The sequence below is a fragment of the Lysobacter sp. Soil_C_15 genome, assembly GCF_057657315.1.
The window spans coordinates 232,522-251,807 of sequence record NZ_JBDGIR010000001.1 but is presented as its reverse complement, the minus strand read 5'-3'; the positions used below and the strand labels follow the sequence as shown (position 1 = coordinate 251,807).

Genomic DNA, 19,286 nt, shown 5'->3' with positions numbered 1-19,286 from the left:
TCGCGGATCGGGGCTTCGGCCGGCTCCGCTCGCGTGCCTCGCTGCGGCTGTCGCGGCTCACGCCGCTCCTACAGGGGGGCGACGGCTTTGTGTAGGAGCGGCGTGAGCCGCGACCGCCGAAGCGGTGCGATGCCACGCATGTTCCCGAAGCCAGGTTGACCTGGTGATCGAACGCTAACGGATCGGCGCGTCGGGCAGGTACAACTCGGCGATCTTCAGCGCCAGCCGGTAGGGTTCGGGATCGTTGCGGTTGCTCAGCACCGCGATGCTGAGCCGGCGTTGCGGCCAGCGCACGAATACGTTGCGGAAGCCGATCGATTCGCCGGAATGCCATAGGGTCTCGCCGGTGATGCGCCAGCCGTAGCCGTACGCGACCTCGGCCTGGTCGGTCGGGGTGTGCGGCGCGAACGCCAGCCGGCGCGAGTCCGCGCTGAGCAGGCGGTCGTCGTACAGCGCCGCGTCCCACTTGGCCAGGTCGTCGATCGAGGCATAGATGCCGCCGTCGCCGAGCACGGCGCTGGTCGGGCTCTGGTCGGTGCGGCGCCACCGCCCTTGTTCGAGGCTGTAGCCGTAGGCGCGCTGCGCCACTTCCGACACGCCGCGCTCGTAGGCGACCGCTTCGCGCATGCCCAGCGGCACAAAGATGCGGTCGCGCAGGAACAAGGCATAGCGCTGGCCGGAAGCCTTTTCGACGATCAGGGCGAGCAGGGCATAGCCGCTGTTGCTGTAGCGGTAGCCCTGGCCGGGAGCGAAGTAGGTCCGGTCCTGGCTCTCCAGCACCTGCAGCACGTCGGCGTCGCGCATCTGCCGTTCGCCGTCGTCGTAGCGACCGGGCGGCATGACGTCTTCGTAGTCGATCAGGCCCGAGGTGTGGCTCAGTACCTGGCGGATGGTGATCGCATCGCAGGCCGGTGGCAGGCTCGGCAGCCAGCGCTTGACCGGATCGTCCAGGCCCAGCTTGCCGTCCTGGACCAGCAACAGCACTGCGGCGGCGGTGAACTGCTTGCTGATCGAGGCCAGGCGGTAGCGGGTGTCCGGCGTCGCCGCAGCGCCCGTTTCGAGATCGGCCAGGCCGTAGCCGCGCCGCAGCAGGGGACGGCCCTCGTGCAGCACCAGCACGCCGGCGCCGGGCACCCGGCCGGCGTAGTCGTGCATCAGCGCCGCGACCGCGGCGTCGCGGCCGGGTGCGGCTGCATTGCGGGAGGGCGGCGTGGAGCAGGCGGCGAGCGTAGCGGCCGCGATCGACAGGATGAGCGTGCGCATCGGCCGATAGTGCAACGCGATGCGGCGCGCGGGAAGTGGCGCCGCCGCGGTCCGCCGGCGCCGGCGCGCGATGCGCGAGACGCGTCGCAGTACCTTCAGGGGACGGAGGGGGTCAGGCCGAAGACTCAACCCCTCCGTCCCTGTTATCCGCCAGGGCGCGCAGACCGATTCGTCCCGACCGTGGAACGCTGCGGTCCGCCCCGGCCCGTATCTTGTGCTTGCTATTGAATAGCGCGCGATATAAATTGCGAACCCATGAAGACCTCGCCCGCCACCGCCAAGCCGCCGCGTTCGAGCCTGCTGCTCGACGACCAGCTCTGCTTCGCCCTGTACTCGACCGGGCTGGCGCTGAACAAGGTCTACCGCAAGCTGCTCGGCAAGCTCGGCCTGACCTATCCGCAGTACCTGGCGATGATGGTGCTGTGGGAGCGCGACGGCGTGACCGTCTCGGAGATCGGCGAACGCCTGTTCCTGGATTCGGCCACCCTGACTCCGTTGCTCAAGCGTTTGGAGGCCGCCGGCCTGCTGACCCGCACCCGCGCCGCCAGCGACGAGCGCCAGGTGGTGATCGAGCTGACCAAGCAGGGCCGCGCGCTCAAGGCCAAGGCGCAGGGCGTGCCCAACGGCGTGTCCTGTGCGGTCGAAGACTGCAGCCTGGAGCAGCTGACCGTGCTCAAGGCGCAACTGGAAAGCCTGCGCGGCAGCCTGCTGCGCCACGCCTGACCCGTTACTGCGGTCCCCTTACCCGTTTCTGCCCCCTCCTGATTTCCCGCAAACCGATAGTTTCCAAAAAAGTAGCGCGCTATTAGATAGCGAATCATAGATCCACCGTCGGCACCGCCCCTCCCACTCATCCCGATCCCAAGGAATTCCGCCATGTCCCTCGACACCGTTCTCTACACCGCCCACGCCCACGTCACCGGCGGCCGCGATGGCCGCGCCGTCTCCTCCGACAACGCTCTGGAAGTGCAGCTGAGCACCCCGCGCGAGCTCGGCGGCGCCGGCGGCGCCGGCACCAACCCCGAGCAGCTGTTCGCCGCCGGCTACTCGGCCTGCTTCATGGGTGCGATGAAGTTCGTCGCCGGCCGCGAGAAGATCGCCTTCCCGGCCGATGCCGCGATCGACGGCAGCGTCGGCATCGGCCCGCTGCCGACCGGCTTCGGCATCCAGGCCGAGCTGAAGATCTCGCTGCCGGGCCTGCCGCGCGAACAGGCGCAGGCGCTGATCGACAAGGCCCACGTGGTCTGCCCGTACTCGAACGCGACCCGCGGCAACATCGACGTGACCCTGACCCTGGTCTGATCGGCGCCGGCTCGGCTCAGCCCGCCGGGCCGGACGACCTGCAGCGACAGCGAAGACCCGGACGCGCGAGCGTCCGGGTCTTTCGTTTCGCCTTCCACGCGTCGACGAAGGAGCCAACGCGGATCCGTGCACGGCGAACCGCGGCACCGGCGTGAAATCCGCGTGCAGGCCCGGTGAGCATCGGTGAGTTCGTCCGCGCGCGCGGCGAATACACTGCGGCGACGCCCAGCCGTCCGCGCGAGGTGCCTCCCTTCCCCGATCGCGATCCGGCCGCAGTCGGTCCAGCGACCGAGCGGCATGCAACAACCAGCGCAATCCCCGTCGTCGATACGCAGTCGATTCGCCTTAGTGTTCGATTCCGTCGTTGTCAGTCCCGGCCGGGCGCGCCCCGGCGAATTGCTGACACGGGCGCGGCGTCTCCCCCGCGAAGGTCCTCGTCCTTCGGCCGTCCCGTCCGTGTCCGTCCGTAAAATGGAGGAACGGATATGCCCGCACGCGCCCCGGCCCGCTTTCGCCCGCACCCGCTCAGCCTCGGCATCACCCAGGCGATCCCGCTTTTGCTAGCGCTGCAACTGTGGTCCGGCCAGGCCCGAGCCGCGTGCACGCCGGCGGCGCCGGTCGACAACGACGTGGTCAGTTGCACCGGCGTGCCGATCCTGCTGCCGCCGAACCCGAACAGCTTCCTCAGCAACGCCAACAACCTCAATGTCACCGTCCAGGCCGGCGCGATCATGAGCACGCTGCCGGGCGGCACGGCGATGACCTTCGGTGGCAACGGCCTGACCCTCAACAACCTCGGCGCGATAGACGCCAACGCCGCCGGCTCGCTGGTGCTGGCGCGGGCGCTGTCGGTCGGCAACCTGGTCGTGCCCGGCAGCGGCAACGTCGTCGTCAACAACCAGGGCAGCATCGAAGGCACCTTCGACGGCACCTTCGGCCTGGCCGGGGCGGCGATGGTGATCGCCAACACCGGCGCCACCACCATCACCAATTCCGGCTCCATCGGCATGAGCGCGCTGGGCCTGTTCGACCCGATCAACTCGATCGCGGTCGGCATCTACGGCGGCGGCAACGTCAACTTCACCAACACCGGCACCATCACCGGCCGGGTCGCGTTCTCCAGCCCGACCAGCGGCGGCAACACCTTCGTCAATGCCGGCACCATCAACGGCAGCGTCTCGCTCGGCACCACGCTGAGCAACGACACCTTCGTCGCGGTGACCGGGTCCAGCATCAACGGCGGACTGGTGCCGCTGCCAGGCGTGACCATTCCGACGCCTTCGGTGCCGGTGAGTTTCCTGACTTACGCCGCCGGCGGCACGGTCGACGCCGGCATCGGCGGCCTGGACACGCTGGTGCTGCAGAACACCGTCGCCGGGCCCGGCTCGGGCAGCGGCGGCAGCGGCACGGTGTCGGCGCTGCAGTACCTCAATTTCGAAAACCTGGCCGTCAACAGCGGCACCTGGACCCTGCAGGGCGCGCTGGTCAGCGGCAACGCGACGCTCAATGGCGGCACCGCGATCTTCGACGATGCCTTGTCGTTCGGCACCGGCACCCTGACCGCCAACGGCGGCGCGATCCAGGCCTCGGTCGGCGGGCTGACCCTGGCCCAGAACGTCAACCTGACCGGCGGCCTGATCGTGCAGGGCGCCAACAGCCTGACCCTGGGCGGCACGGTCGGCGGCAGCGGCGGCCTGATCAAGAACGGCGCCGGCACCCTGACCCTGGCCGGCAGCAACAACTTCAGCGGCGGCCTGGCGCTCAACGGCGGCGGCCTGACCTTGGGCAACGCCAGCTCGCTCGGCACCGGCCTGTTCCTGGTCGGCGGCCCGGCGGCGCTCAATACCGCCTTCACCGGCACCCTGACCAATCAGGTCCAGCTCAACGGCGCGCTGACCCTCAACGGCGCCGGCAGCCTGACCCTGGGCGGCAACATCAACGGCGCCGGCAGCCTGACCCTCGCCAGCGGCAACCTGGCCCTGACCGGAAGCAACAACTACAGCGGCGGCACCGTGCTGCAAGGCGGTTCGATCGATGTCGGCAACAACAGCGCGCTCGGCGTCGGCAGCCTGACCGTCAACGGCGCCGGCAGCCTGACCGGCGCGGCGGGGGTGACGCTGACCAACAACATCGTGCTCAACAACACCCTCGTCCTCGGCGCCGGCGGTGGCGGCGGTGCGTTGACCCTCAACGGCAGCATCAACGGCGCCGGCGGCCTCAGCCTGGCCGGCGCGCCCGGCGTGACCCTCAACGGCAACAACAATTTTTCCGGCGGCTTCAATCTCGGCGGCGGCGCCCTGGTGGTCGGCAGCAACACCGCGCTCGGCAGCGGCGCGGTCACGGTCAGCGGCGCCGGCAGTCTCGACGCCAATGCCGCGGTCAGCCTGAGCAACAACTTCAACCTCAACGCCGGGCTGAGCGTGCTCGGCAGCAACAACCTCAACCTCAACGGCAGCCTCGGCGGGCTCGGCGGCCTGACCAAGAGCGGCGCGGCGACGCTGAGCCTGGGCGGCGCGAATGGCTTCGCCGGCGGGGTCAACCTGCTCGGCGGCGGGCTCAACGTCGGCACCGACACCTCGCTCGGCCTCGGCGCGCTGACCGTCAACGGCGCGTCCAGCCTCAGCGCCAGCGCCGGGGTCAACCTCGGCAACGCGGTGGCGCTCAATGCCGACCTCGCGGTCGGCGGCGGCAACGACATCGCCCTCGGCGGCCTGGTCTCCGGCGGCGCCGGGCTGAGCTACAACGGCACCGGTACGCTCGCGCTCAACGGTCCCAACACCTTCGGCGGCGGCGTCGACCTGGCCAGCGGCAACCTGTCGGTGGGCAACAACCTCGCCCTCGGCAGCGGCACGCTGAGCGTGCTCGGCAACGCCGGGCTCAGCGCCGGCGTGCCCGGCGTAGCGCTGGGCAACACGGTCGATCTCGCCAGCGGCACCACCCTGAGCATCGGCGGCGCCAACGCGCTGGCGCTCAACGGCCCGATCGGCGGCGCCGGCGCGTTGGCTTACGCCGGCAGCGCCAGCCTGACCCTGGGCGGGGCGAACAATTTCGGCGGCGGCCTGACCCTGTCCGGCGGCAACCTGCTGCTCGGCACCGACAGCTCGCTCGGCACCGGCGCGCTCAACGTCGCCGGCAATGCCGGGCTCGCCAGCACCGGCGCTGCATTGACCCTGACCAATGCGGTCAACCTCGCCAGCGGCGCCGCGCTGAACCTGGGCGGCAGCGCCGACCTGAGCTTGAACGGCACCGTCGCCGGCGGTGGCGGCCTGATCAAGAGCGGCAGCGGCGCCTTGTCGCTGGGCGGCGCCAACCTGTTCGCCGGCGGCGTCGACCTGCAGGCTGGCACCTTGGCGCTGGCGCAGTCGAGCTCGCTCGGCAGCGGAACGCTGACCGTCAGCGGCGCCTCGACCTTGGCCGCGTCGGCGCCGTTGAGCGTCGGCAATGCGATCGTGCTCAACGCCGGCCTGAGCATCGCCGGTAGCAACGATCTGACCCTGAGCGGCGCGATCGGCGGCAGCGGCGGGTTGAGTTTCAACGGACCGTCGACCCTGACCCTGAGCGGCGCCAATGCGTTCGGCGGCGGCGTCGCGCTCGGCGGCGGCACGCTCGCGGTCGGCGACGATCTGGCCCTCGGCAGCGGCAGCCTCAACGTTGGCGGCAGCGCGCAGTTGAGCGCGACCGGCGCCGGCATCGGACTGGCCAACGCGGTCAATCTCGGCGCCGGCACCACGCTCGCCGTGATCGGCGGCAACGACCTCGCCCTGGACGGCACGATCGGCGGCGCCGGCGCGCTGGCGATGAACGGCACCGGCGCGTTGAGCCTCAGCGCGGCGAACAACTTCGGCGGCGGCGTGGCCCTGAACTCGGGCGCGCTGGCGGTCGGCGATTCGCTCGCGCTGGGCACCGGCGCGCTCGCGGTCGGCGGCGACGCCGGCCTCAGCGCCAGCGCCGCCGGGGTGACCCTGGGCAATGCGATCGCCCTGGCCTCCGGTGCCGAACTGGCGATCGCCGGCAGCAACGACCTGGGCCTGAGCGGCGGCATCGGCGGCGCCGGCGGCCTGGCGTACTCGGGCACCGGCACCCTGACCCTGAGCGGCGCCAACAACTTCGGCGGCGGGGTCGACCTCAGCGCCGGCACGCTGGCGATCGGCAGCAATACCGCGCTCGGCACCGGCACCTTGGCGGTGAGCGGCAACGCCAGCCTCAGCGCCGCGATCGCCGGCCTGAACGTGGCCAATGCGGTCGACGTCGCCGCCGGCACCGCGCTCGACGTGACCGGCAGCAACCCGCTCAACCTCAGCGGCACGATCAGCGGCAGCGGCACCCTGATCAAGTCGGGCCCGGCCGCGCTGACCCTGTCCGGCAGCCTGGTCGGATTCGGCGGCGGCCTGTCGCTGCAGGGCGGAGCGCTAGCCGTCGCCAATCCGATCGTCGCCGGCTTCACCTCCGCGGCCGGCACCAGCGCCAGCTTCAGCGCCGGCAACGACCGACTCAGCGCCACCGGCGCGGTCGCCGGCGCGGTCGACCTGGGCGGCGGCGACGACCGCTACTACAGCAGCCTGGCCTTATTGTCCGGCCTGACCGGCAGCATCGCCGCGGGCGCCGGCAGCGACACCTTCGCCGTCGGCGGCGGCGGCCAGGGCACGCTGCCCGCGGTCTCGCTGAGCGGTTTCGAACAACTCGACGTCGCCAGCGGCGGCACCCTGGTGCTGGCTGCGGCCAGCACCGCCAACTTCGTCGACAGTTCCATCGCCGGCAACCTGGTGCTCGACGGCACCCTGACCGGCAACGCCGCCGTGCTCGCAGGCGGCGCACTCGTTGGGGATGGCGCGCTGACCGGCGCGCTGACGCTCGGCGGCACGCTGGCGCCTTCCGGCCTGGCCGGGGCGACCGGAGCGGCGGGCGGCAGCGCCTCGGTCGGCGCGTCGCTCAACCTCGCCAGCCTGACCATGGCCGCGGGCGGCGTGCTGCAGGTGCGGCAGAACGGCGCCGGCGCCACCGACAGCGTGATCGTCGCCGGCACCGCCAACCTCAGCGGCGGCCAGGTGGTGGCGATTCCGCTCGCCGGCAGCTATGCGCCGGTGACCGACTACCGCATCGTCGATGCCGGTGCGATCAACGGCGCCTTCACCGGCGTAGTCCAGAACGCCTTGCCCTTCCTCGACGCCAGCCTGATCGTGATCGGCAACGACGTATTCCTGCGCCTGAGCGAACACGACGCCGGCGGCTCCGGCATCCGCTTCAACCAGTTCCCCGGCCTGAGCGACAACCAGCAGGCGGTGGCCGACGCGCTGCAGGCGATCGCCGACGCCAACAGCGGCCAGTTGCCGACCCTGATCGCCGCCGCGCGCGGCCTCAGCGCGGCGCAGGCGCCGCGCGCCTTCGACACCCTCAGCGGCGAGACCTACGCCTCGCTGGCCAGCGCGCAGCGGTACAACGCCGAGCAACTGCAGCGCGGGGTGACGCGGCAGATGGATCTGCTGCGCGATCTGGGGGTCGAAGACGAACGCAGCCTCGGCACGCTGTGGGCGACCGGCTACGGCGGCCGCGCCGAGTTCGACGGCGACGGCCTGGCCGGCATCGACAACCGCCTCGCCGGCGTGCTGTTCGGCCTGGAAGGTTCGCCGGGCGAAGCGTTCCGCTTCGGCGGCCACATCGGCCTGGCGCATTCCAGGTTGGAAACCGAGCGCCGCGACGACCGCATCGACGGCGATCAGTTCAATGTCGGCATCCACTGGCTGTACGCGCCGGGCGGATTCTGGACCCAGGGCGCGCTCGGCTACAGCTACGCCAGCTACGACGCCGAGCGCGAGATCGCGGTCGGCACCTTCAACGCGCGCAGCGACGCGCATTTCAGCGGCGACGGCGCCTATGCCGTGCTCGAAGCGGGTTGGCGCTGGGACGGCGGCAGCGTTCGGGTCGAACCCTTGCTCGGCGTGTACTACCACAAGTTCGAATCGGTCCGGCTGCGCGAGCGCGGCGCCGGCGATGCCGACCTCGCGGTCGCCGCGGCCAGCTACGACGCCACCACCGCCGGCATCGGCGTGCGCTTGTCGATGGCCCCGGGGCAGGGGCGGCGCTGGCAGCCGACCGCGGACCTGCGCTATCTGCACGACCTGCAGGACGACGCGCCGTTCGCGCGCAACGCCTTTGTCGGCGCCAACGTGCCCGATTTCGGCGTGCGCGGTTTTGTCGCCGAGCGCAATCGCTGGAACGTCGGGCTGGGACTGAACTATCGGATAAGCCGGTACGGCAGCGGTTTCGTCGAGTACCGCGGCGACATCGGCAGCGACGATCGCGCCCATTCGCTCAACCTCGGCCTGCGCCTGGGCTGGGGCGGCGCGCCAGCGACGGCGATGGCGCGGCCGGCGCCGGTCGCGACGGCGGGCATGGCGTCGAGTCCGGTTGCGGCGCCGGCGCCGAGCGCGAAGGCGACGACGGCGGCCGGAGCGGAAGCTTCGTCCGGCGGCAGCGCCAGCGCGCGCGGCGCGATCGCCGCGGCGAACCTGGCCGCGGCCGCTGCTGCAGCCAGCGCCGCCACGCCAGGCCCGGCGACGGTGCCGGCATCGGCCGAGACGCTACCGGCCAGCAAGCCGAGCGGCGGCGCCTGCCCGATGCGCCCGGCCGCTGCCAAACCGGCGGCGCGTCCGGTCGCCAAAGCCAAGGCCAAGCCGCGCGGCGCACGGCCGATCGGCAAGACCCAGCGTGTCGCTAGCCGCGGCAGCTCGAACAAGGCGAAGCCGCGCCGTGCGCCGGCGCGGTTCGCCGCACGCACACCGTCGTCCGCCCCTCCGTCGGGCGCGGTGCCCCTGTCTGCGGTCTGGTGCGACGAGGCTTCGGCCCGGAGCCAATGACCCCGGGTCGATTGCACCCGCAGCAGACAGGGTGGCGCTACCGATTCCGGTGCGCTGGACCGGAATCGGTAGTCGCCTTTTTTGGGGGAATTGGGGGGAGCTTGCGCTGCCGGTTCGCGCGACAGCGAAGCGTGTCCGGCATACGCCGCTCGCGGCCGGATGCGCGGCATGGCATCGTGTGCCGACGGCGCGCATCGCCACGATGAACGCGCCGGTGTCCGCCACCATGGGATCGCCGATGAACCGTATTGCCGAAGGCCCGTTCGAGGTCAAGCTCAGCCCGCAACCCTTGCACGAGGAGGCCGCCGGCCTGTTCGGGCGGATGGCGATCGACAAACGCTTCCGCGGCGATCTCGACGCCGCCAGCCGCGGCGAGATGCTGGCGGGCGGGACGGCCGTGCAGGGCTCGGCCGGCTATGTCGCGTTCGAGAAAGTGCAGGGCGTGCTCGACGGGCGCCGCGGCAGCTTTCTGCTGTTGCATCGCGGGGTGATGGACCGGGGCACCGCCGATCTCAGCATCGACGTGGTGCCGGACTCGGGGACCGAGGAACTGCTTGGGCTCAGCGGGCGCATGAGCATCGAGGTGCGCGAAGGCGGGGCGCACTTCTATCGATTCGAGTACGCATTGGCGGACGGCGCTTGAGCGACGGCGCAACAGGAAACCCGCCGCGGCGCTCGCCCGGCGCATGCTCCCCTTCGAAACATCCACGACTCCCCCCCTTTGAAAAAGGGGGCAGGGGGGATTTGCTCTTGATCCGCGCCCGCCACTGCCAGCCGGTGCGCTTCGAGTCACGACGCCGCTAACGAGTTTCCTGCGTCTTCCCTGTCGCGGCTTACGCCGCTCCTACAGAGGGAAGGGACGCGGCTTCGGTGAGCGGCGGCGGACTGGGCTTTATGCGCGTTCGGTGGTCGCGACTTGCGTCGCTCCTACCCCATGAGCCGGAAGCGTGCGGCTATTCCAGGCTGATGCCGGCCGCCGCGGGATTGCGGTCGTGCAGGGTTTCGCTGGCCTGCGCCCACCAGGCGCGGTGTTCGTCGCTGGCGCAGTAGTCGGCGTAGGACACCGGCGCGATCGTCGCCAGCGAATAGTCCGGACGGCCTTCGGCCAGCATCGCGCTCATCGCCCGCAGCAGCGGCAGCGAGGGCAGCAGGTCTTCGACGAACAGGAACTGTCCGGCCTGGTTGACCTCGAGGAAATGCGCTTCGCCGTCGCCGTCGATCGCCAGGTCGATGCAGCCGAACACCAGGCCCAGTTCGCGCATCAGCGCGGCCAGCTTGGTCCGGTCGGCGGCGGACAGCTCGCCGGCTTCGGCGCGCAAGCCGCCGACCGCCTGGCGCGCGCGCCAGTCGACCACGCCGTCGTCCTGGGCCGAATGCAGGCGTGCGGCGAAGTAGCGGTCGCCGATCGCGGTCACGCGCAGGTCGCAGCGTTTGTCGACGTAGACCTGGTAGATGCCCGGACAGTGCAGCAGGCTCTGGTCGTCGTCGAGCATGGCCGGCTCGACTATGCGCGCATAGGTGCTGAACATGCGCCCGGTTTCCGCGTCCTGCCAGGTATGGGTCATGAACGGCTTGTACACGACCCGGCCGTGGCGGGCGACGAAGCGGCGGATCTCGTCGGGGTCGTGCGAGACCAGCGTGGCCGGAAAGCGCAGGCCGCAGCGGTGCGCGGCGCGCAACTGCACCAGCTTGTTCTCGGCCATCGCCGCGGCCGCGGGACGATTGATCCACAGCCGGTCGGCGCCGGTGTCGGTCAGGGCGTAGAGATTCTTGAGGAAGCGGCCCCACTCGCCGCGCAGGAAGGGTTCGTCGCTGCGATGGGCGCGCGGGAAGTGTTCGGGGTTGCGCGGCCGGCGGTACCAGATCGCGCCGATGCGCCCGTGGTCGAGCGCGCCGCTGCTGCGCAGGCCCAGGTCGGGGTCGCAATGCAGCGACATCGGACCCAGCTCGGATTCGGCCAGGGAGCCGGCCCAGACCGCATCCAGGCCGCTGGCGCGCAGCGCCCAGCGCGCGGCCGAAGCGTGGATGTCGTGGGCCAGCGAAGAAAGGATCAGCGGAGTGCGGAAAGCGGTCATCGGCGTGGCGGCGGAAAAATCGGTTCGCGGAAAAACGCACGCCCCGGCCAGCGGGGCGTGCGGCGTCATGACGGGTCGCTGAGGTTTCCGCGCGCGTCGCTCGCACGCGAGTCCGCCGCAGCGTGGGTCATGCTCGTTTCATCGGCTGAGACGGTGCGCGATCAGACCGCGCCGTCGTCCGGATCGCCCGGGTCGTCGCCGTTCGGGCCGGTGGCGTGGGTGGTGTCGCCCTTGCCGCCGGAGATCGCGGCGATCTCTTCCAGCGACAGTTCGCGCGCGGCGACGCGGGCGAGCGGACGTACGGCTTCGTTGTTGCGATTCACGTCTTGCTTGCTCATGCAGCGTTCTCCTGAATCGTAGATTGCCAGGAAGATGAAACGCCGTCCCGGCATCGGCGTGGGCATCGATCCTAGCAACTATGAAACACGCGGTTTGCTAATCGTGATCGCAGTTTCACCCTGAATACGCGACAGGTTCGGCAATGTGTAACGAGATGTTTCAAAGTGTTCGCACACGCCGTCGCGCAGCGATACCACGCGGTCGGTGCTGCGAATGGTGTCGGGACGATGGGCGATGACGATGCGGGTGATGCGCAGCGCGGCGACTTCGCGGTTGATCTCGTGTTCGCGGCCGACGTCGAGGTGGCTGGTGGCTTCGTCCAGCAACAGGATCGAAGGCTGCCGGTACAGCGCGCGCGCCAGCAGCACGCGCTGTTTCTGCCCGCCGGACAGCGACGAGCCCAGGTCGCCGACCAGCGACTCGTAGCCCATCGCCATCGCCGCGATGTCGTCGTGGATGCGCGCGGCGCGCGCGGCGGCCTCGACCCGCTGCGGATCGGCGGCGCTGTCGAAGCCGGCGATGTTCTCGCCGATCGAGCCGGCGAACAGCACGTCCTCCTGCATCACCGCGCCGAAGCGGTCGCGGTAGGGCCCCAGGCCGTAACGATGGATGTCGACGCCGCCGATCAGGATCGCGCCTTCGCTGGGCCGCAGCAGGCCCAGGATCAGCTTGGCCAGGGTGGTCTTGCCGCAGCCGGACGGGCCGACGATGGCGACCGACTCGCCGTCCTCGATCGCGAAGCTGCAGTCGCGCAGGATCCAGGGCTCGTCGTCGGCGTAGCGGAAGCTGACCCCGCGCACCTCGATCCGCGGCGCCGGCGCCGGCCCGGCATAGTCGGTGTGCACGTGCGGTTCCGGCGGCTCCAGGGCGATGTCGGCGATGCGCTGGCCGTGCAGGCCGAGCAGGCGCAAGTCGACCAGCTTGTCGATCAGGCTGCCGGTGCGGGCCGCGAACAGATCCGCGTAGGCGACGAACACCACCATCATGCCGGCGCTGAAACGGCCTTGCAGGGTCAGCCAGGCGCACAGCCAGATCAGCAGCACGCGCAGGGCGCCGAACACCAGCTTGGACAGCGCGCCGAACGCGGCGGTGGTGCGGCCGATCGCCGCCTCGCGGCGGGCGACCTCGACCGCGGCGTTGGCGATCCGCGCGCGGCGTTCTTCCTGCTGGTTGCCGAGCTTGATGGTCTGGATGCCCTGGATCGACTCGATCAACAGGCTCTGCTGCTGCGCGACCTGGATCAGCTGCTCTTCCTTGAGCCGGCGCAGGCGCCGGAACGCCAGCCAGCGCAGTCCGGCGTAGAGCGCGAACGCCACCAGCACCAGCGCGGTCAGCGACGGGCTGTAGAACAGCAGCAGGCCCAGCACCAGCGCGGCGGTGAGGCCGTCGAGCAGGCTTTCGACGAAGCTGCCGGTGAGGGTCTGCTGGATCGCCTGCACCGAGACGAAGCGCGACATCACCCCGCCGACATGGCGCTTCTCGAAGAAATCCAGCGGCAGGCGCAGCAGATGCCCGAACAGGTTGCTGAGCCATTGCGAGTTGAGGGCGGAGCCGAGGTCGGCGATCAGCCAGCCGCGCATCGCGGTCAGCGCCGACTGGAACACGACCACGGCCAGGAAGCCGGCGCCGAGCAGGTGCAGCAGGTCGACGTCGGCGGCGACCAGCACCCGGTCCAGCACCCATTGCATCGCCAGCGGCAGCAGCAGGGTGAACGCCTCCAGGCACAACGCCAGGGCCAGCACCTGGGCGCCGGCGCGGCGCAGGCCGTCGATGCGCCCGGCCAGGGCCGACAGGCTCAGCCGGCGACGTTCGCGCATCGGCGCGAAGTCCGCGCGCGGGCTCAGCTCCAGGGCGATGCCGGTGTAATGGCGGCCGAACTCGGCCAGCGACATGGTCGCCGCGCCGATCGCCGGATCGTGCAGTTCGACCCGCTCGCCGGCGATGCGCTTGAGCACGACGAAGTGGTTGAGATCCCAGTGCAGGATGCAGGGCAGGCGCAAGCCGGCCAGGTGCTCGATCTCGGCGCGCAAAGGCCGGCTGTCCAGGCCGAGCGCGCCGGCGGTCCTGATCAACCGGGCCAGGGTGGCGCCGCGCGGCGACACCGGAAAACGCCGGCGCAGGCTGGCCAGGTCGAGGTCGTGGCCGTGGTGCGCGGCGATCATCGCCAGGCAGGCCAGGCCGCATTCGGCCAGCTCGTTCTGCTGGATCACCGGCAGCGCGCGCCGGCTCATCGGCGCGCTCCCGCCGCGTCGGCCGGCGTCGCCACGGCCAGCGGCGCGAACACGAACTCGTACAGCCGCCGCCGCTCCAGCACCAGGTCGGCGTCGACCCGCATCTGCGCCTGCAGCGCGTGCGTGCCGATCCGCTGCCGGTCCAGTGCGACCAGCACGCGCCAGGCCGGCGCCTCGACCCGCAGACCGCTGCGGGTGCGGATTTCGTCCGGCGACAGCGCGCCGCGCGCGATTTCGACCACCCGGCCGTCGTGCACGCCATAACGCTGATACGGAAACGCGCGATAGCGCAGGCGCACCGCGGTGCCGGGCGCGATCAGGCCGATCGCCCGGTCCGGCACCCACAGTTCGGCCAGCAGCGGCGCCTGCGGCGGCAGCAGATGCAGCAAGCGTTGCCCGGGCGCCACCGCCTGGCCTTCGACCAGGGCCAGGCCGGAGACGCGGCCGTCGCGCGGCGCCAGTACCGCCAGGCGGCGCCGGCCTTCGTTGCGCGCATCGTCCTGGGCGACGGCGGCCAGTTCGCGTTCGATCCGGTTGCGGCGCTCGCTCAGCCGCAGCGGCAGGCGCTGCCGTTCGGCCTGAGCGTCGGCCTGTTCGCGCAAGGCGTCCAAGCGTTCGCGTTGCGCCGCCTGCACCCGCGCCTGCGCTTCGGCCAGGGTGTCGCGGTACTGCTGCCATTGCACCTCGCTGAGCAGCTTGTCGCCGCGCAGCGGCTCGACCTGCGCGGCCAGGCGACGCGCCTGCTCGGCCTGTTCCCGGCGCAGCGCGAGCTGGTCCTGGGCCAGGTCGATGCGCCGCTGCGCGGCGATCAGGCGCCGATCGAGATTGGCTTGCTCGCTGCCGCGGCCGCGCTCCAGCGCATCGCGGTCGGCGAGCAGGCGCGTGCGTTGCTCGGCCAGACCGGCGCCGACCGCCGCGCCGATGCCGGCGCGCAGGGCCGGGCTGTCGAGTTCGGTGGAGATCTCCAGCAGCGCCTGGCCGCGCCGCACCGGCTGGCCTTCGGCCACCGTCGCGCGCAGCAGGACGCCGGCGGCGGGCGAGGTCACCGCGAGCAGGCCGCCGCGCGGCACCAGCACGCCCTCGACCCGCTCGGTGCGGGTGTAGCGGCCGAAACCGAACAGCGCGATCAACGACAACAGCAGCGCCATCGCCAGCACCGCCGTCGCCGTGCCCAGGCGCGACAACGGCAGCCGGATCCGGCCCAGCCAGCGTTGCCGGCGCGCATCCAGCGCTTCGCGTCGGAACAGGTCGTCGTGCACGCCGGCTCAGTCCGGAACCGGCGACGCGGCGGCGCGGGCGAATGCGGATGAGTGGACGATCACGAGCGCTTGCGTGTCTCCTGCCGCGAAGGGCCGGGCGCTGAGTGTGGGACATCGCGGCGCGCTCTCGCCAGAGCCGCGGCACGATGCCGGTCACGGTTTTACAGCCGCGCCGGATCTAGCTCGAGTGTCTCGCTGCTTCAGTGTCCCGGTTCAGCGCGTCGCATCGGTTGCGACGCGCCAGCGCGGCCAGGCGCCGAGGGTGATCGCGCGCAGCAGCCACTCCAGCGGGCCGTAAGCGCGGCGCCGCAGCCACCAGCGGCTCAGGCCCGACTGCGCGCCGAACAGCGCCAGGGCGAAGATCGAGGCCTGCAACGGCGAGACGCGCCCCATCAGGCCCAGGCCATAGCCGCTGAACGCCCAGGCGCAGACCAGCGACTGCAGCAGGTAGTTGGACAGGGCCATGCGTCCGGCCGGCGCCAGCCAGGCGGCGACGCGCGCACCGGCGCGAGTGGCGAACGCCGCCATCGCCCAGGCCAGGTAGCCCCCGCTCAGCCATGGCGCGGTCAGTACGCATCCGGCCAGAGCCAACAGTTCCAACGCGCCGCCGGGCCGCCATACGGCGACGCAGGCGTACGCCGCGGCGGCCGGCAGTCCGCAGCACAGGCCCAGCCAGCGCAGCCGGTGGAGCAAGGGACGATGGGATTCCGGATCGGCGAGCAGCCGGCGGCGCCCGGCGACCAGCCCGCACAGGAACATCGCCAGCGCGCACGGCGCCTGCAGCAAGGCCAGCAAGACTCCGGTCGAGGCCAGTTCGCGGCTGCGCTGGGCGATCACCGCCGCCGCATCGCCGGTGAAGCCGGCCAGGTTGGCCTGCGCGGCCAGCGCGGCCGCGGCCGGATCGGCGGCCGTCCCGTCCCAGGCCGCCAGCGCCGCCAGCGCGGCCCAGCCGGCTGCGGTCAGCAGCAGCAAGGCCGCGCCGATGCGCAAGGCCCGCGCCGGCGCCGCCCGCCGCAGCGCCAGCAAGATCAGCCCCAGCACCGCATAGGTGCTGAGGATGTCGCCGTGGAACAACAGCAGGGCATGCGCCAGGCCGATCAGCCACAGGCCGGCCAGTCGGCGCAGCATGCGCGGCACGAAGGCCTGGCCGGCGCGCTGCGCCGAATCCATCTGCAGGGTGAAGCTGTAGCCGAACAGGAACGAGAACAGCAGGTAGAACTTGAGTTCGAATCCGGCCGCCACCAGCCAGCGCACGGCGCGGTCGACCGCGCCGTCGTAGGCCGGGTCGGCCAGCCCCAGGCCGTAGTAGGGCGAGGCGAACGCGCCGATGTTGACGATCAGGATGCCGAACAGGGCGAAACCGCGCAGCGCATCGAGCTGCTCGATGCGCTGCGCGTCGGTGCGAGCGGGTCGGGTCATGGCGGCATCGCTATGGCGGAGAACGGCGGCGATCGTGCGCGTCGCGGCGGTTCGCCCGCATCGGGCCGGTGCCGGTGCCGACCCGGGACGTTTGGCGGATTCGTCCTGCGCGGAACCTGGAATACTGGCGCCATGAGCGAAACCGCCGCACCCCCGCCGCCGGCCGTCCGCACGCCGGCGCGCGGCTGGTGGAGCGGGCTGTTCTGGAAATGCCTGCTGTGGATGCTGGTCGCGTCGTGGATCAGCACCGCGCTGCTGTCCGGCTTCGGCCTGTACGTGGCCCGCGCCGAACTGCGCCGCGACATGGCGCCGCCGGCCCTGGAAGGCGCGATGCGGCGCGAGCTGCAGCGCCTGGGCTCGGTGCCGGCCACCGGCGCGATGTCCGACGAGCAATGCGAGGCGGTGCTGCAGGCGCTGTTGGTGCGCATCGTCGGCATGGACACGCCGGAGTGGATGGCGCTGTACAGCTTCGCCGGCAGCACCCACGACGGCCGCATCGCGATCCGCTACCGCGACCGCAACGGCCGCCGCTGCGCCTATCCGGCGCAGATCGATCCGCCGCTGGCCCGCGCCCTGGGCGAGGCCGAGCGCGACGCGGTGGCGACGCGCGAATCCACCCCGCGCCGGCACGAGCGCCAGGGCGACTGGATCACCGCGGTGGCGGTGCCGGTGGGGATGGACGGCGCCGCGACCCTGACCGTCGGCCAGCACGTCGGCGGCTCGCTGGCCAGTTTCATCCGCATGGACTCCGGCGACTTCGAGGGCATCGCCCTGTACCTGGCGGTGATCAGCGCGATGTCGGCGGTCGCGGTGGCGACCCTGCTGACCCGCCGCTTCCGCCATGCCGAGCGCGCCGCCGACGCCTGGGCCGCGGGCCAGCTCGACGCCCGCATCCACGACCCGGGCCGCGACGAATTCGGCCGCCTGTCGCAGCGCTTCGATCGCATGGCCGACGGGCTCGGCGAGCTGATCCAGGTGCGTCAGGCGCTGGCGGTCTCGGAAGAGCGCAATCGCCTGGCGCGCGACCTGCACGACACCGCCAAGCAGCGCAGCTTCGCTCTCGGCCTGCAGTTGAGCGTGCTCGACCACCTGGCCGGCCGCGACGGCCAGCGCGACCCGCGCCAGGACACCCTGATCAAGGCCGCGCTGGGCCTGACCGGCCAGTTGCAGCGCGACCTCGCCGACGTGATCCAGCGCTTCTCCGCGCCGACCGTGACCGAGCAAGGCCTGCGCAAGGCCCTGGAGGACACCTGCGAGCACCTGCTCGCCGGCAGCGAGATCGAATGGCGGCTGTTGCTCGACGACGAAGCCGAGCGCGGCCTGGCCGGATGGCCGCAGCACGCCGGCCAGTTGCTGATGATCGCCACCGAGGCGGTGTCCAACAGCCTGCGCCACAGCGGCGCGCGCCGGATCGAGATCGTGCTCAACCGCGCCGGCTCGCGCTACGGCTGGACCGTGCAGGACGACGGCTGCGGCTTCGTCGCCGACGAGCGCGACCGCGGCATGGGCCTGGCCAACATGCGCCTGCGCGCGCGCGGCCTGCCGGGCGGACGCTTCCGTCTGGCCAGTTCTTCCAGCGGCACGGTGGTGACCGTGTCCTTCAACCTGGAATCGCAAGGAGTTCCGGCATGAGTACGACCGTGTTGCTGGCCGACGATCACGACGTGGTGCGCAAGGGCATCCGCAGCCTGCTGATGCTGACCGACGACTTCGAGGTGGTCGGCGAGGCCGGCGGCGGCGCCGAGGCGATCGAGCTGGCGCGCGAACTGGCGCCGGACCTGATCGTGATCGACCTGATGATGCCCGACGTCGACGGGGTCGAGGCGATCCGGGCGATCAAGGTGCTGAGCCCGCGCAGCGCGATCGCGGTGCTGACCTCCACCGACCAGGACGACCTGGCCTTCGCCGCGATCGAGGCCGGCGCGCAGTCGCTGCTGTTCAAGAGCATGCTCGGCGACGAGCTGCTGGCGACCCTGCGCCGGATCGCCGCCGGCGAGGCGGTGATCCATCCCTTCGTCGCCCAGCGCATCCTCAAGGCGGTGCGGCGCAAGCGCGAGCCGCGCGAGGATCCCTTCGCCTGCCTGACCGAGCGCGAGCTGGACGTGCTGCGCAAACTGGCCGAAGGCGGCAGCAACGCGCGCATCGCCGCGGCGTTGAACATCGGCGAGAAGACGGTGAAGTCCCATCTGGGCAACGTCCTGGCCAAGCTGCACCTGGCCGACCGCACCGAGGCGGTGGCGTTCGCCTGGCGACGCGGATTGATGCACGCCGAATACGACGGCGACTGAGCGCTTCGCGTTCGACCACGAATGCGAACGCGACCTGCGGATGCGGGTCGCGATCGTGCGCGCGTGGCGAAAGTCATGTCCACGTATCCGTCTTTCGACGGTAGGGTGTTGTCCGCATGGATGCGTTTGTGGAGAGACCGGCCGCCCTAGCGGCCTCATGCGAACGGTGCGCCCATGCACCGGCCCATGCACTTGGACGAGGCGCGCTCATGCGCCTGTACGACAGCGGGCGCCGCCGAGCGGCGCCATTCGACAC

General features: G+C 71.3%; 12 protein-coding genes. 6 read left to right on the top strand and 6 right to left on the bottom strand.

From position 1 onward, the window contains the following. Window positions 1-174: 174 nt before the first annotated feature. A complete protein-coding gene (locus AC3A57_RS01145; protein WP_487577185.1) occupies window positions 175-1,263 on the bottom strand; it encodes a serine hydrolase domain-containing protein in 1,089 nt (362 codons plus the stop codon). A gap of 255 nt (window positions 1,264-1,518) precedes the next feature. Here AC3A57_RS01145 and AC3A57_RS01140 point away from each other — a divergent pair, with 255 nt between their 5' ends. The 4 genes from AC3A57_RS01140 to AC3A57_RS01125 all read left to right on the top strand — a co-directional run bounded on the left by AC3A57_RS01140 (window position 1,519) and on the right by AC3A57_RS01125 (window position 10,062). Beyond that, on the top strand, window positions 1,519-1,986 hold the full coding sequence (locus AC3A57_RS01140) for a MarR family winged helix-turn-helix transcriptional regulator (RefSeq protein ID WP_487577184.1): 468 nt from the start codon (window positions 1,519-1,521) through the stop codon (window positions 1,984-1,986). 153 nt (window positions 1,987-2,139) lie between these two features. Beyond that, window positions 2,140-2,565 carry an organic hydroperoxide resistance protein gene (locus tag AC3A57_RS01135; protein ID WP_487577183.1) on the top strand — a complete coding sequence of 142 codons (426 nt, stop codon included), beginning with the start codon at window positions 2,140-2,142 and terminating at the stop codon, window positions 2,563-2,565. Window positions 2,566-3,050: 485 nt separating this feature from the next. Beyond that, on the top strand, window positions 3,051-9,419 hold the full coding sequence (locus tag AC3A57_RS01130; protein WP_487577182.1) for an autotransporter domain-containing protein: 6,369 nt from the start codon (window positions 3,051-3,053) through the stop codon (window positions 9,417-9,419). Between the two features lie 31 nt (window positions 9,420-9,450). Continuing rightward, window positions 9,451-10,062, top strand: a complete 612-nt coding sequence (locus tag AC3A57_RS01125) for a DUF3224 domain-containing protein (protein ID WP_487577181.1) — start codon at window positions 9,451-9,453, stop codon at window positions 10,060-10,062. Between the two features lie 310 nt (window positions 10,063-10,372). Here AC3A57_RS01125 and AC3A57_RS01120 read toward each other — a convergent pair whose 3' ends face one another. The 5 genes from AC3A57_RS01120 to AC3A57_RS01100 all read right to left on the bottom strand — a co-directional run bounded on the left by AC3A57_RS01120 (window position 10,373) and on the right by AC3A57_RS01100 (window position 16,742). Continuing rightward, window positions 10,373-11,494, bottom strand: a complete 1,122-nt coding sequence (locus AC3A57_RS01120; protein ID WP_487577180.1) for an MvdC/MvdD family ATP grasp protein — start codon at window positions 11,492-11,494, stop codon at window positions 10,373-10,375. 161 nt (window positions 11,495-11,655) lie between these two features. Beyond that, the gene (locus AC3A57_RS01115) at window positions 11,656-11,832 is read right to left on the bottom strand and encodes a U32 family peptidase (RefSeq protein WP_221670142.1); all 177 of its coding nucleotides are present in this window, start codon (window positions 11,830-11,832) and stop codon (window positions 11,656-11,658) included. Between the two features lie 78 nt (window positions 11,833-11,910). Next, window positions 11,911-14,064, bottom strand: a complete 2,154-nt coding sequence (locus tag AC3A57_RS01110; RefSeq protein WP_487577179.1) for a peptidase domain-containing ABC transporter — start codon at window positions 14,062-14,064, stop codon at window positions 11,911-11,913. Continuing rightward, on the bottom strand, window positions 14,061-15,323 hold the full coding sequence (locus tag AC3A57_RS01105) for an HlyD family secretion protein (protein WP_487577178.1): 1,263 nt from the start codon (window positions 15,321-15,323) through the stop codon (window positions 14,061-14,063). Before AC3A57_RS01105 ends, AC3A57_RS01110 begins: the two co-directional genes overlap by 4 nt. A gap of 213 nt (window positions 15,324-15,536) precedes the next feature. Then, on the bottom strand, window positions 15,537-16,742 hold the full coding sequence (locus AC3A57_RS01100; RefSeq protein ID WP_487577177.1) for a DUF418 domain-containing protein: 1,206 nt from the start codon (window positions 16,740-16,742) through the stop codon (window positions 15,537-15,539). 132 nt (window positions 16,743-16,874) lie between these two features. On the opposite strand from AC3A57_RS01100, the gene AC3A57_RS01095 reads away from it, so the two are divergent. Both AC3A57_RS01095 and AC3A57_RS01090 read left to right on the top strand, forming a co-directional pair. Then, complete coding sequence (locus AC3A57_RS01095) at window positions 16,875-18,374, top strand: sensor histidine kinase (RefSeq protein WP_487577176.1); 1,500 nt, start codon at window positions 16,875-16,877, stop codon at window positions 18,372-18,374. Then, on the top strand, window positions 18,371-19,030 hold the full coding sequence (locus AC3A57_RS01090) for a response regulator (RefSeq protein WP_221670137.1): 660 nt from the start codon (window positions 18,371-18,373) through the stop codon (window positions 19,028-19,030). The genes AC3A57_RS01095 and AC3A57_RS01090 overlap by 4 nt, the downstream gene beginning before the upstream one ends. The last annotated feature ends 256 nt before the right edge of the window (window positions 19,031-19,286 follow it).

Coding starts and splice junctions, on each gene's coding strand:
- AC3A57_RS01145 (WP_487577185.1), bottom strand. CDS start 1,263: ATGCGCACGCTCATCCTGTCGATCGCGGCCGCTACGCTCGCCGCCTGC.
- AC3A57_RS01140 (WP_487577184.1), top strand. CDS start 1,519: ATGAAGACCTCGCCCGCCACCGCCAAGCCGCCGCGTTCGAGCCTGCTG.
- AC3A57_RS01135 (WP_487577183.1), top strand. CDS start 2,140: ATGTCCCTCGACACCGTTCTCTACACCGCCCACGCCCACGTCACCGGC.
- AC3A57_RS01130 (WP_487577182.1), top strand. CDS start 3,051: ATGCCCGCACGCGCCCCGGCCCGCTTTCGCCCGCACCCGCTCAGCCTC.
- AC3A57_RS01120 (WP_487577180.1), bottom strand. CDS start 11,494: ATGACCGCTTTCCGCACTCCGCTGATCCTTTCTTCGCTGGCCCACGAC.
- AC3A57_RS01115 (WP_221670142.1), bottom strand. CDS start 11,832: ATGAGCAAGCAAGACGTGAATCGCAACAACGAAGCCGTACGTCCGCTC.
- AC3A57_RS01110 (WP_487577179.1), bottom strand. CDS start 14,064: ATGAGCCGGCGCGCGCTGCCGGTGATCCAGCAGAACGAGCTGGCCGAA.
- AC3A57_RS01100 (WP_487577177.1), bottom strand. CDS start 16,742: ATGACCCGACCCGCTCGCACCGACGCGCAGCGCATCGAGCAGCTCGAT.
- AC3A57_RS01095 (WP_487577176.1), top strand. CDS start 16,875: ATGAGCGAAACCGCCGCACCCCCGCCGCCGGCCGTCCGCACGCCGGCG.
- AC3A57_RS01090 (WP_221670137.1), top strand. CDS start 18,371: ATGAGTACGACCGTGTTGCTGGCCGACGATCACGACGTGGTGCGCAAG.